Origin of the sequence: Corynebacterium sp. Marseille-Q2823 (assembly GCF_903645345.1) — a bacterium.
In the GTDB taxonomy this organism is placed as follows: domain Bacteria; phylum Actinomycetota; class Actinomycetes; order Mycobacteriales; family Mycobacteriaceae; genus Corynebacterium; species Corynebacterium hiratae.
This window is the reverse complement of sequence record NZ_CAHJXS010000004.1, coordinates 296,877-308,685: the sequence shown is the minus strand read 5'-3', so window position 1 is coordinate 308,685 and position 11,809 is coordinate 296,877. Positions and strand designations below refer to the sequence as shown.

The 11,809-nt window shown below is 50.5% G+C and carries 12 protein-coding genes and 4 pseudogenes; 13 read left to right on the top strand and 3 right to left on the bottom strand.

What is annotated here, in order from left to right; genetic code table 11:
* Both HWX44_RS06985 and HWX44_RS06980 read right to left on the bottom strand, forming a co-directional pair.
* Positions 1 to 520, bottom strand: a pseudogene (locus tag HWX44_RS06985) (IS256-like element ISCau1 family transposase); the annotation flags it as partial.
* A gap of 47 nt (positions 521 to 567) precedes the next feature.
* A pseudogene (locus tag HWX44_RS06980) lies at positions 568 to 1,790 on the bottom strand (IS3 family transposase).
* Between the two features lie 601 nt (positions 1,791 to 2,391).
* Between HWX44_RS06980 and HWX44_RS06975 the strand changes: the two are divergent.
* The 13 genes and pseudogenes from HWX44_RS06975 (at position 2,392) to HWX44_RS13505 (ending at position 11,534) form a co-directional block, all read left to right on the top strand.
* Complete coding sequence (locus tag HWX44_RS06975; protein WP_175973920.1) at positions 2,392 to 3,021, top strand: hypothetical protein; 630 nt, start codon at positions 2,392 to 2,394, stop codon at positions 3,019 to 3,021.
* Complete coding sequence (locus tag HWX44_RS13510; protein WP_175973918.1) at positions 3,011 to 3,601, top strand: SdpA family antimicrobial peptide system protein; 591 nt, start codon at positions 3,011 to 3,013, stop codon at positions 3,599 to 3,601. Before HWX44_RS06975 ends, HWX44_RS13510 begins: the two co-directional genes overlap by 11 nt.
* An 85-nt stretch (positions 3,602 to 3,686) precedes the next feature.
* Positions 3,687 to 4,496 (top strand): HTTM domain-containing protein, encoded by an 810-nt coding sequence (locus HWX44_RS06965; protein ID WP_175973916.1) that lies wholly within the window; start codon positions 3,687 to 3,689, stop codon positions 4,494 to 4,496.
* The gene (locus HWX44_RS06960) at positions 4,450 to 4,902 is read left to right on the top strand and encodes a hypothetical protein (protein WP_175973914.1); all 453 of its coding nucleotides are present in this window, start codon (positions 4,450 to 4,452) and stop codon (positions 4,900 to 4,902) included. Before HWX44_RS06965 ends, HWX44_RS06960 begins: the two co-directional genes overlap by 47 nt.
* Before the next feature lie 279 nt (positions 4,903 to 5,181).
* Positions 5,182 to 6,333 carry a sensor histidine kinase gene (locus HWX44_RS06955; RefSeq protein WP_175973911.1) on the top strand — a complete coding sequence of 384 codons (1,152 nt, stop codon included), beginning with the start codon at positions 5,182 to 5,184 and terminating at the stop codon, positions 6,331 to 6,333.
* Positions 6,334 to 6,455: 122 nt separating this feature from the next.
* Positions 6,456 to 7,094 (top strand): response regulator, encoded by a 639-nt coding sequence (locus HWX44_RS06950; RefSeq protein WP_254868135.1) that lies wholly within the window; start codon positions 6,456 to 6,458, stop codon positions 7,092 to 7,094.
* A gap of 5 nt (positions 7,095 to 7,099) precedes the next feature.
* The gene (locus HWX44_RS06945) at positions 7,100 to 8,536 is read left to right on the top strand and encodes a phytoene desaturase family protein (RefSeq protein ID WP_175973906.1); all 1,437 of its coding nucleotides are present in this window, start codon (positions 7,100 to 7,102) and stop codon (positions 8,534 to 8,536) included.
* Between the two features lie 110 nt (positions 8,537 to 8,646).
* On the top strand, positions 8,647 to 8,772 hold the full coding sequence (locus tag HWX44_RS13460; RefSeq protein WP_303049250.1) for a hypothetical protein: 126 nt from the start codon (positions 8,647 to 8,649) through the stop codon (positions 8,770 to 8,772).
* Between the two features lie 591 nt (positions 8,773 to 9,363).
* Positions 9,364 to 9,960, top strand: a complete 597-nt coding sequence (locus tag HWX44_RS06940) for a hypothetical protein (RefSeq protein WP_254868134.1) — start codon at positions 9,364 to 9,366, stop codon at positions 9,958 to 9,960.
* A 78-nt stretch (positions 9,961 to 10,038) separates the two neighbouring features.
* Positions 10,039 to 10,524: a hypothetical protein gene (locus HWX44_RS06935; protein WP_217703013.1), complete on the top strand. Its 486-nt coding sequence runs from the start codon at positions 10,039 to 10,041 to the stop codon at positions 10,522 to 10,524.
* Positions 10,511 to 10,765 (top strand): hypothetical protein, encoded by a 255-nt coding sequence (locus tag HWX44_RS06930; RefSeq protein ID WP_254868133.1) that lies wholly within the window; start codon positions 10,511 to 10,513, stop codon positions 10,763 to 10,765. Before HWX44_RS06935 ends, HWX44_RS06930 begins: the two co-directional genes overlap by 14 nt.
* A pseudogene (locus HWX44_RS06925) lies at positions 10,740 to 11,130 on the top strand (transposase). The gene HWX44_RS06930 and the pseudogene HWX44_RS06925 overlap by 26 nt, the downstream one beginning before the upstream one ends.
* On the top strand, positions 11,118 to 11,534 hold the full coding sequence (locus HWX44_RS13505) for an IS3 family transposase (protein ID WP_368302354.1): 417 nt from the start codon (positions 11,118 to 11,120) through the stop codon (positions 11,532 to 11,534). Before HWX44_RS06925 ends, HWX44_RS13505 begins: the two are co-directional and overlap by 13 nt.
* Here the strand turns inward: HWX44_RS13505 and HWX44_RS06915 are convergent.
* A pseudogene (locus tag HWX44_RS06915) lies at positions 11,497 to 11,736 on the bottom strand (IS1/IS1595 family N-terminal zinc-binding domain-containing protein); the annotation flags it as partial. The gene HWX44_RS13505 and the pseudogene HWX44_RS06915 sit on opposite strands and share 38 nt — an antisense overlap.
* Positions 11,737 to 11,809 lie beyond the last annotated feature (73 nt).

The window sequence follows — 11,809 nt, the reverse complement described above, 5'->3', positions numbered from 1 at the left end:
TCCTGCGTGGATGAGCTTTTCTAGCCGCTTTAGAGCCCTGCGGGCGTTGCGGTGGGTGTACCACCATTTCTGGTTGGGGCTGACCCATTTCGGTACTTGGCCTGCCGGTATAGCACTGCGGTAGGTTCGATCTTTAAGCCAATCAGCAAAGGTGATGCGGGTGTGGTGGACTGCAGCTGTAAACCGCGCAGCATCTTCACGGTTGTGTACCTGGACGAGCATGTAGCCCAGTTTCCGGATTGCTTTATGCGCTGGGTGAATCGGGTTGCGGCTGATATCGGCGAAAGTGTTGCGCTGGACGTGGACTAGGCAGCGCTGGATGGCAACATCAGGCCATTTGATACGCAGTGCCTTGAGTGCTCCGCCTGCCCCGTCGGTGGTGACGATGAGTGGTTGCGCGATTTTGTCGAGCAGTTTCAGGTACTCGTATGAAGCTTTCACGCAGGCACCAATGCCATGCGATGACATGTGTATCGGTGCAGGCTACAAGCAGGCATTTCTTGTGAAAGTAGGTGCCGTTGTGGGGTTGCCCGCAAATTGTGGACACGTAGTGGAGCTACCTAGTGGTTAGGCAGCTATTTCTTTTCTGCTGGTGGTTGAACCGGTGTGGTTCTCGAAGTCGACGGGGCTGACCATTCCGAGTGCGGAGTGCCGGCGCCGGCGGTTGTAGACGACTTCAATCCAGTAGGCAACGGCCTTGCGTGCAGCATCACGGGTCGCCCAGCGCTTACGGTCATAGAACTCGGTTTTAAGCGTCGACCAGAACGACTCGGCCATCGCGTTATCGAAGCACACGCCAGTGCGCCCCACAGACTGAGCAATGCCCAGGTTGCGGCAGACTTCCCAGAGCTTCTCACTGGTAAATTGCGTTCCGCGGTCAGCGTGAAACACCAGTCCTTCAGGAACATCACCGCGGAAGCGTATGCGCCATCCGCGGGGCCCGTTCGACCAAACTTGTGTCTTGAACGCTATCCATTGCCCAGCCCAATACCCTGCGGGAATGGCCGTCGCGGACCGCGCACAAGTACAACCAGCCTTCAGCAGTGCGCAGGTAGGTAATATCTGACATCCACACCCGGTTGAGCTCACCGGTATCAAACATGCGCTTGACCAGGTCAGGAAGAGTTGACTTACGCTTGGATTGAATCGTTGTCACTGGGACAAAGGCACGCGGTGAAATCCCTTCAATGCCCATCATGCGCATCCGCTTCGCCACAGTCTTACGGTTAAGCGCAATGCGGTAGCGCTCGGTAAGTTCTGCGGTGATCCGCGGAGCACCATAAACCTCATCGGAGTCTTTCCAAATCTGATGAATCTTTCGGTCAACATCATCGTAAAATGCTGCCCGATCATCCTTTCCGGATAGTCGTTTCTGCTGCACATGGGCCCATTTGTAGTATCCAGACCGAGACACTTTTAATAGTCGTGCCACACATGCGTTTGATGCTGTAGTTTGCCTTGCTCTGGCTGCATTAGTTCGAACTTTTCTGCTCGCGTTGCCTCAAAGCGAAGAAGGCTGTCGCTTTTGACAAAAACTCGTTATCCATCTTGGCTTCTGCCAACTCACGGCGCAGACGAGCATTCTCAGCACGAAGATCAGCTTCACTCATCCCATCGGAGGCTCCTCGGCGCTCACGCTCGAGTTTGACCCATTTCCCTAAAAGCCCGGCGGAGACACCGATTTCCTTAGCCACATGGGCAATCGGGCGCTCTGACTCGATTACCAGGTTCGCGGCTTCACGCCGGTACTCCGGCGTGTACTTCTTGCGCTGTTGACTCACAATGAACATCCTCTCTTACGGACACAAGATCCGTACAAATAGGGTGTCCACTAAACGAGGGTAACCTCAGGCCTTAAAGTAGCAAGTCAGGATTTACAACTACTTGAGATCGAACGTTATCAAAGCCAAGATTTTCCATGGTAGCGAGGTCAAAGGATAACACGCCAGATCCCGGATACTCCCGTACCGAATCTTCACAAGCAGCACCCTGTCGAACAAGGTACGTTCATAAAAGGAATTTCAGGAGAGATTGTCTTCTAAATGGGATATGCCTTCATACAGGGCAATCGCGTTCATCTTAGGCTCCAAACGCTCACCCTCTGACTAGGGTGTACCTTGGTATCTTTTTCTGATTCTATAGCTGGGCTGTCGAGTCGACCCTAATATGAGTTTGTGCGCAAAACTGGAAGTTTGGAAAGGTGCGGAAATTGCACCTCTCTGCACACTGAGATTTCGAATGACGGGGAACTCACAACGTCAGTCTCAAACTGGGTCAGGCTGGTAGCCGACTAGTTGAAAATCTTAGTATTTTTACAAGCGGCAGAATCCAGAGTGTTCACAATTCGTTGAGAGATTAAGACTCAATACCTAATACAGAAGGAAGAAGGACTTGAAACGTAAGAATCTTGTAGCTATCGCTAGTGTAGTTACTTTGGCGGTAATTCCTACAAACGTTGCACATTCGGCAGATCTGGGAGCAAATACCACGGATTTGGTTCAGTCAACGAACGAGCCTCAAGCATTCGATGAAATATTTTTTGCTGATGGCCCAAAGGCAGGCGAGCTAGCCCAGAGGCTAGACAATCCGGCCTACAGCGCTCTAGTTAAGGAGACTGCTAATTCAGGAATCCAATCCGACACCGAGCTGGAAAAAGAATTTCTCAAGACTGAAATTGAAAAAGCACAACCTGGGTTCATCGATCGATTCAACAACGAAGTTTCGACGGGAAATCCATATCGTGTTGAAGCAGTGCTCGAAGAGGGGAGTGAACTAATTGTAGAGGTTGTAAATCCAGAGGAGGCGCCTGGAGACGCAACCGTATCGCCACAATGTGCACTTGCAGTTGTCTGGACTCTTGGAATGGCGGTTAACATTGCTCTAGCAGTTAATGTTGAGACCGCAGTTCTAGTGCACCATAAAGCTTGGCTTGCCGAGAGTAATGCTCTAATGGGCCCAGACGAAGCCAGCCTCAACAAGCAAAAGAACGTTCGGGCAATTACAGATACCTATGCCCAGTAATAAAGAGATAGCGCGACCTCCGTCTGTGGCTCCAATAGCAAAGTTTGTACACATTGCTATCTCCTCAGGGGTGGTTCTGGCATTCTTAGCGACCACACTTGGTGCTCTTCCGAGCCTTTCTTGGAGTTACCCGTGGAAAAACACTGTCGTAGAACAAACAATTACACGCGTTTTCCCTCAGGGGTGGGGTTTCTTTACTCGGAGCTCTCAGGAACCGATTGTAACTCCATGGAATAGTGAGGGGGAATCTCTTTCTCAGTTGCCTACCGCTCGAATCAGCAATGCGTTTGGTCTTAACCGTGAGGGACGAGCACAAGGCGTTGAAATGGGCACTCTTCAATCTCAAATAGCTGAACAAGGTTGGGTTCCTTGTCCCGATCAAGCCTCAATTCCGGAATGCTTGGGATTTTCTGCACGGAACGCCCATGTCAGTCATAAAATAGATTCTTTTACGAGAGAACCAAGCTTGTGCGGAGAGGTCACGCTTCTCCAGACAGAGCCGGTAGATTATATGTACAGAAAGTACTTTGAAACAAATGTTAAACCGACACAGTTTGTTAAACTCAGCATTTCATGCTAGCGATGGGCGAAGCTCTCTCCATCTCCCAAGGGTCGTCGGTCCCGCGTTAGACCTATTTCGAATAAGTCTGTCTCTCTGCGCTGCTATGACATTGCTGTTCACACCTGGTTCTAAACTCGTTCCAGAGCGAATTATAGGCGAAGTTCCGAACCCAGCTTTTGAAGGTATTACAAAGCTATCGCTCTTTTATCTTTTATCTGACTATCCTGAAGCTGCCCGGATTCTAGGGATTTGTTTATGCATGTTGGCGATCTGGGGTATAGCAGGCGGAGTTGGGATAGTTGGTGTCACTTGGATTTACTTCTCTTTGCATAACACTGGGATTGTTCCTGATGGAGGCGATCAAATTGGACTAAATGCAAGTTTGATTTGCGCCATCTTGATCGTTGCGAAAATCTTGCAGCGTTCAGCAGGACGAAGGTTTAGCGTAGGTCATTATATGGCCTACTATTCATTCCTTCTCTTGAAAATTCAGGTTTCATTCCTATACATAAATGCATCAGTAGCAAAAATTAGGGTGGACAACTGGATGAATGGTACTGAAGTGTTCTATGACTTGGTATCCCCATTCTTCGGGCTTACAGGCCTTCGAGAGAGTGTGATTTCCCCGCTCTTGGAGCTTCCGTTTCTGGTTTTCATGGTAACGTGGGGGACGATTGCAATTGAACTGTTTATTGGAATCTCGGTGTTTGCGTCTTCAAAATGGAAAGCCGTTGCAATTGTCATGGTACTCATCCTGCACGGAGGAATTGCAATTTTAATGGGGATAACGTCGTTCTCTCTAGTTATCACTACCGTAGCTTTATACGCTTTACTTCCATTTAGGGAAGTAGGAAAGGATATTTCTGATGTCTATACCTGGTTCGCACTATCACTCAAGAGTGTTCGGCTTTAATATGCCAAGGTATGTGTTCCTTATTGTCTTGTTGGTTATTTGCGCGTATTTGTTCTGGAATAATGATGTTGTCGGAGCTGTAATTCTGGCTTTATTAATTCTTGCAATCTTTGCATTTAATATCTCAATTGATGCAAGTCCGCACCGCATTAAGATTTCTGCATTATGGATTCCACTAAGAACATTCGGCATCGACGAGATTAAGAGTATTGAAGTGCTAAGTAGTTCTCCTCTGTCTGAGCGTGCCACATTAGGTATTCATTTTATCGAGGGTTCGTTGTCCTACCATTCGGGACCGGCGACAATTCGAATCACAACCTATACAGGGAAAAGTATCCGTGTTACTGCTGCACACCCAGCTTCACTCCTCGAGCTTACGAATCAAGGTTCCGCTCGCATACCGTAGATTCTTGGCTACAGGTAGTGACGGTTGTGACCACACAACAATGGGCGGTAAGGATAGAGCAATCCAAGTAGGCTCAGGGCAGGAATGCCTAATCCACTTGGTCTGAAACACGGGGCTAAAGGCTTTGCCGCGAAGGCCGAGTATTATCAAAGTGTACCTGGTGCTTCAACTGCTACAGGTGTGGCGAATTTGTCTGCTGAACAGTAAGTTTATTAAACGGGACTACTTAACTTTTATGTTCATAGGGTCTGAACGCGCAAAATAGAATGGGTTGAGCTCGTGATAATCGCAAGACTGCGATCGATTGGGAATTGGATTGTCCAAAAGCAACTGGCTGAAGTGGTTGTCGGTCTTTTCGTTATCGCCGCTTCGCTGTTTATTTTTCCGGGATCCGATCTGGGAAACCTAGGCCTTCAAATGGTGGGATTTTTGGTCTTGGTTGCTATAAGACTGTATCCAGGTTTCTCGGTAGTTCTTCCACTTTTTGCTTCGGGGCTTTGGTATACGGGTATGGCTGACCACACATTGCTTTCTGGTGTTCTCGCCTATATTGCCATTGAATTTGCAGTCGCACGTGGCTGCATCCTTATCGCAGTGATACTTGCAATTGAATGGCTGGTGTTCGGGTATGTTGTTAGTCGCGACTTTAATCCACAGGTGGAGGATTTGCCGGGTGTGCTCTTTGAGCTTCTCTGTTTTGGAGGCGCATTTATTATTGGCCAATCGAGAGCAAGTATAGACCGAAAACAAAAACATCAAGTGGCCCAACAGGAGCAGCTTCAGCATGAGTTACGCATCAATATTGCGCGGTATCTTCATGACAATTTGGCTCGTACATTCACGATGATTTCAATGTACTCAGAATTAGCCCGGATGGATACTAACAGCCATGAGGCTGAACAGCATTTAAATAATATTGCTGAAGCTGGTCGTTCCGCAATTGAAGACCTTCGTCAGCTCGTAGGGCATTTGATCAACACGCAGCCAGCTGAATCGGGAGTAGGCCTAGGGGCATGGAACACCTCAAGTGTAGGTACTTCTATTTCTGAATCAGCGAAACTTCTTCGAGACGCCGGATATCGGCTTGTATACACCGGGATTTCCACAGATATGCGTTTTCCTCGAACAGTAGAAACTGCGTTTGCCCTGGCCCTCAACGAAGTGACAGCAAACGTTGTTAAACATGCTCCTCCTAATGCAGAAGTGGAAATTTCCGCAATCGCGGCGGAGAAGAGTCTGTCAGTCGTCGTCGCTAATTCTTGCAGCCAAAGTGAAAACTCCAGGCTCTCTGTAGGGGCGGGTGTTGGTGTGGATAGCATACTCAGCAGAATGGCTTCAATTGGTGGTCATGCCAGATTTGCCAGTGGTACAGACTACTGGCAGGTTATTTTATCAATTCCAATTACGAATGAAAAGGAGTTTATTCCATGATATTACTTGCAGAATTTGTCGACTTGATTGCGACGCAATGGATAATTTGTGAAAATATTCCGAGCCTTCCTGGGTGCCGATAGACTATGGAAGCTCAACTTGAGAGTATTAAACTCTTAATCGTGGACGACGAATCTTTTTTCCGAAAGACCCTTGAAGCGTACTTTCAGAGTGCGGAAGATATAACCGTCTTAGGCTCATGCGATAGTGGGTATGGAGCACTTGAGGTTTTAGACAAAAATGATGTCGACGTGGTCTTAAGTGATGTACGAATGCCCAGACTCGATGGTATAGGCCTTGCTCAAAAGATTTGGGAAGAGAAGATTCCTTGCCGGTTGGTTGCTTTAACTACGTTCGATGATGAACATGCAATGCTGGAGATGCTTAATTTCGGAGCCTTTGGCTTTGTGCTGAAGTGCGCCAAGCCAGGAGAGATTATTGATGCAGTGCGTTCTGCCGCGCAAGGCGGGACGACAATCTCACCAGAATCAGCGACCGCTCTACGTAAATACCTTGCAAGTTTTCCTGCAGCTGATGTAGAGAAACTTCCACCGCGGGAACGCCAAGTGCTAGCGCTATTGCACACGGGGAAGAACAATGCGGCAATTGCAAATGAACTAGAAATTGCAGAAACTACTGTGAAAAAGACTGTTGCCCGACTATTACAGAGATACAACGTAGGTAGCAGGTTGGAACTAGTTGTGGCCACCGGAAAGTTTGGCAGGCTAACTGCGAATCGAACGCAAGATGGAATGCTGTAGAGCCGATGGCTAGGGCTATAATCGTCGGTGCGGGTCCGAATGGTCTTACCGCTGCAGCAAGGCTAGCTTCCGAAGGTTGGGAAGTTGAAGTTTATGAGCGCGCACCGTACATTGGGGGCGCTGCGGCGTCATCCACAGATATATTCAATAATAGTATTGTGGATTTAGGGGCAGCTGGTCACCCATTCGGAATCGTAAGTCCCGCTTTTAATGCACTTACATTGGAAGACCACGGATTGGAGTGGCTTTCCGCAGGATATCAAATGGCACATCCTTTCGAAGGGGAACCTGCAGTTTTGTTGTCGAAATCGCTAACCGCGACTGCAGAGGAACTTGGCGCTGACGCCCAAGCTTGGGAAAAACTACACGCTCCTATTGTAGAGAACATCGACGAGCACATTGCTAACCTCCTAGCTCCCATTTTGCGCTGGCCAAGGTATCCCGCACGCTTGGCTCAATTCGGAATACCGTCTGTTGCTTCAGCAAGCATACTCGGTAAGACATTTTTCTCAACGGAACGAGCCAGAGCTCTCCTGGCGGGTAGTGCTGTTCATGCTATTGCTTCACCCACACAGCCATTCACTGGTGCATTCGGTTTGCTTTTTGGTGCTCTAGGAATGCGTGGGGGTTGGCCCGTTGCCAAGGGTGGTACTCAAAGCATCATTGACTCTTTATCATCTGTGATTCATGCATACGGTGGAAAGATTTTCACAGACTGTAATGTGTCGGATTTACGAGAACTTCCTCGAGCTGAAGCTACTATTCTAAACCTTACACCCCGACAGGTACTCCAATTACGAGGTACTTCGTTGCCTCACCATACTCTTTGGAGCTTGAGTAGATGGAAATACGGCACTGCTGCTTTCAAGGTGGATTTCTTGCTCAGTGAACCAGTTCCATGGAGCGATCCACGCGTTGGGCGGGCTGGAACCGTACATGTCGGCGGTACAGTTGCGGAAATTAGTCGAGCTGAAAAGTCTGCAGCTTCAGGTAGAATGCCGGACAAGCCATTCGTTCTAGTCTGTCAACAGTTTGTCGCTGATCCTTCACGGGGTTTGGTGTTATGGTCGTACGCTCACGTTCCACATGGTTACATTGAGCGCTACCCAGGCGAGGTACGTGAAGCGATCATAAGGCAGATAGAACGTTTCGCTCCAGGCTTTCGTGAGGTCATCGTAGATACTCACGAAACCAGTCCTGCGGGCCTTGAATCTTGGAATCCAAATATTATAGGCGGCGATATCGCCGGTGGGGCGATGACTGGTGCGCAAACCGTTTTTAGACCCAAGATATCCCCAAAACCTCACCGGCTACGTTCGGGGCTGTATTTAGCTTCAAGTGCCACATCTCCAGGGGCAGGGGTACATGGAGTTGCTGGATGGTGGGCAGCTGAAGAAGCTCTTACTGACCTAAGAAACATAGTCATGAAACTTAAGCGGTAGTTGGTTAGAATCCGCGAATTGTAGATTTATTGGGGAAAATTGTTTTAGGTGGAGGTGCTGCGTCTTGTGTCATCGCGTCACCTTTCATCCCCCAGAAAAGGGGGTCTGAAATGGCTAATTCCAAAGAAATCACGATGATATTGAAAGGTTCCGAGCTTGAGCGTGCGCTTGAGCTGGATATCACAAGCCTTTATTTGAGAACTTTTGTCTATGCCCTTTCCCCGCTTGAATATTAGCTTTGGCGGAGTCCACTGATGGTGGCTTCGGGGACCAGTTATTAGTTGGGGTTCTTTGCTGTGGGATCCGGTTGTGGCGCGTTTGGGGGTCAGACGGTCTTCTGCAGACCGTGTCGAATCTGCCTGCTGTATTGCCCTATCTGGAGCTATCCGGTCGCCACGCTATGTCCATATCAATCCCATCTTGGTCACCAGGCAAGATATCCCAGCAAGACATAGTAAATCTTCACAGGTTCCGGCTGAAGAGGGCGGATTTGTCCGCGGTGTTGCGCGCGTGCATTTAGTAACACCGTGGTGAGTATCGAGTAACGCGATGGTGAGTATCGAGTAACCCTTGAGTTTTCGGGGGAAACTCTTTGGTGACCGCGTGACTTCAGGGCACGCGGCATTGCCAAAGGAGTCCGATTGTGACTGATTACAGGGCGGTGATGGACCTTGTGCTCAAAGGTGTTGCGACCGGCTATTTGGTAGCAGTGTCGTGACTATCCGGTAGCGCTTCAGTGGGTTTCTGGTAGCAGCTCGCGGCGCTCGGGATGATACTTCCGGTAGCCGCACCACTCGGGTGCGGCGTGTACTGGAAGGAGTCCGCTTATGCCGGATTACCGTGCGGTGATGACGCTGCTGATTAGGAAGCGTTCTTACCGCCAGATTGAAGACCAGCTCGGGTGCTCGCACCGCGCGATTTCCCGGGCGAACCAAGCGCTGCGAAGCCTTGGCCTAACCACTGCCCAGCAGGTCGCGGCGCTGACGAATGACGAGCTGGACGAGATATTCGTTGATAAACGCACCAGCGGGCAAGGCGAATTCGTCCCGATTGACTTTGACGCGGTCGTCAAAGCACGCACAGGGCGTGTGAAGCAAACACTGCAAGTATTGTGGGCTCGCTACACCACCAACCCCGCCCAGCCGGGCCAGCGCCATTACAGCTACGACCGATTCCGCCAGCTGGTTGCCTCCCATGTCGATGCAGCCGGGCTTACCGCCCGGATCACCCATGCACCAGGGCATACGATGCAGGTGGATTGGGCAGGGACCAAGATGAGCCTGTACGACCCTGCGGGCACACAGGGTGCGAAAGTCAGCATTTTCGTCGCCTCGCTGCCGTATTCAGGAATGCTGTTTGCCTGTGCGTGTGTTGACCAGCGGCAGCAGTCGGGCCTGGCCCCCGCTACCATTTCAGTCTTCTGAACACTCAAAGGCTGGGCCGTTCGCCAGATCACAGCGACAATGGGATGTTCGCATTCCACGGTGCAAAAAGTTCGTAAGGTGCTGCAAGCAGAGCAGATCACGACCGCGGCCCAGATTGCTGGGCTCAAGGATGAAGACGTAGCTGTGCTGTTTCATGATGGAAGATCCACAGGTCAGGGTGTGTTCGTCCCGATCGATTTCGATTCCGTGGTGAAAGCACGGACTGGAAGACATAAGACCACGCTGCAGGTCCTGTGGGGCAAGTACACCTCAACGCCAGCGCTGCCCGGGCAGCGGTACTACAGCTATGAGCGGTTTCGCCAGCTTGTAGCGCAGCATGTTGATGCCACCGGGGTAAGCGCCCGGATCGTGCACGCACCAGCTCACACTATGCAGGTGGACTGGGCAGGAACGAAGATGCGCTTGTTCGACCCCACCGGGGGACGTCCAAGGAAGCTCAGTGTGTTTGTCGCTTCGCTGCCGTATTCCGGGATGCTGTTTGCTTGTGCGTGTATCAACGATACGCCAACAAGCGTGGCTAGATGCGCATATGCAGGCGTTTGAGTACTTCGGCGGGGTGGCAGAGGTCATCGTCCCGGATAACGCTTCGACGGCGTCGAACGAGATCAGTGCCGCCGATCGCAATCGTCGTGTCAACACCACGTATGAGGAGTTTCTGGAGCACTACAACACCGCTGCGCTGCCGGCGCGGGCAAGACGGCCGAAAGACAAGGCCAATGTCGAGGCAGCGGTCAAGATCGTGACCCAAAAGGTCATCCATGCTCTTGACGATCATCAGTGCTGAAGTGTCCCAGGTTTTGTTCCGTCTGAGTAGATGGGAAAATCTAGTACATGCCAAAGAAGTTTGACCAGGAAGCCAAGGACCGTGTGGTTCGCCTGGTAGAAGATCGTATCTTGGCCGAGAACCTTTCGATGCAACAAGCGTGCCAGGCCGTCGCGCCAAAACTGGGCGTCTCGTGGCACACGGCCAGGCAATGGACGCAGCAGGCTCGCCGTGATGGTCTCACTCACCAACATCAGCCCGAAGACTTAGTCGCTGAAGTTGCCAAGCTGCGCCGTGAGAATCAAGAGCTTCGCGATACGAATGAGTTGTTGAAAGCCGCGTCTGCTTTTTTCGCAGCGGAACTCGACCCGAAATGTCGGAAATGATCCAGTTCATTGACAAACACCGCGATCGTTTCTCGATCGAGTTCATATGTAAGACGTTGAACATCCACCGTGCAGGTTGCTTTATCACCTCCCGTGGCTATCGCCAGTCCAAGGCTCGCGGGCTTAGCTCGCGTCGTCTACGCGATGTCGCTTTGGCAGAACACATCCGCGAGCTTCACGCTGAAAATTACGGTGTTTATGGAGTGCGAAAGATGTGGCACACTCTTCGTCGTCAGGGGATTGATATCGGTCGTGAACAAACCGCACGTTTGATGCGACTGGCTGGCGTAGCCGGTATGTCCAAAGGCAAATCCCCTATAACAACCCGTAAGCCCAAAGGCCCGGATAGTCGTCCGGACTTGGTCACCGGGTTAACGTGTGCCTTGTTACCCCAAGGCGTTTAGCTAGATGGTCTGCGGATTCCCCGGAGAGGATCCAGTCAATAAAGATTTTGAAGTGGCGTATCTCGCTGGTGTGTACCTGAGTATTAATCGATGAAACGTTGCAGTTAGGACATAGCCAGCGTTGGGTTCCTGCCGCGGTTTTGCCGTTCTTAACCAGTCCGTGGCCGCACATGTCACACGACGGACGATTCCTATTAGCCATAGGAATTGGCCTTACCGCACCGGCAGCAGTCCTCCTATCACAGACCTAGGACTATCCGGTGTTGATTTCATCG

What these genes read in the sequence shown, in the direction of transcription:
- HWX44_RS13510 (WP_175973918.1), top strand. Translation starts at nt 3,011, where the DNA reads ATGCCCAGTAATAAAGAGATAGCGCGACCTCCGTCTGTGGCTCCAATA.
- HWX44_RS06965 (WP_175973916.1), top strand. Translation starts at nt 3,687, where the DNA reads ATGACATTGCTGTTCACACCTGGTTCTAAACTCGTTCCAGAGCGAATT.
- HWX44_RS06960 (WP_175973914.1), top strand. Translation starts at nt 4,450, where the DNA reads ATGTCTATACCTGGTTCGCACTATCACTCAAGAGTGTTCGGCTTTAAT.
- HWX44_RS06945 (WP_175973906.1), top strand. Translation starts at nt 7,100, where the DNA reads ATGGCTAGGGCTATAATCGTCGGTGCGGGTCCGAATGGTCTTACCGCT.
- HWX44_RS13460 (WP_303049250.1), top strand. Translation starts at nt 8,647, where the DNA reads ATGGCTAATTCCAAAGAAATCACGATGATATTGAAAGGTTCCGAGCTT.
- HWX44_RS06940 (WP_254868134.1), top strand. Translation starts at nt 9,364, where the DNA reads ATGCCGGATTACCGTGCGGTGATGACGCTGCTGATTAGGAAGCGTTCT.
- HWX44_RS06930 (WP_254868133.1), top strand. Translation starts at nt 10,511, where the DNA reads ATGCAGGCGTTTGAGTACTTCGGCGGGGTGGCAGAGGTCATCGTCCCG.
- HWX44_RS13505 (WP_368302354.1), top strand. Translation starts at nt 11,118, where the DNA reads ATGTCGGAAATGATCCAGTTCATTGACAAACACCGCGATCGTTTCTCG.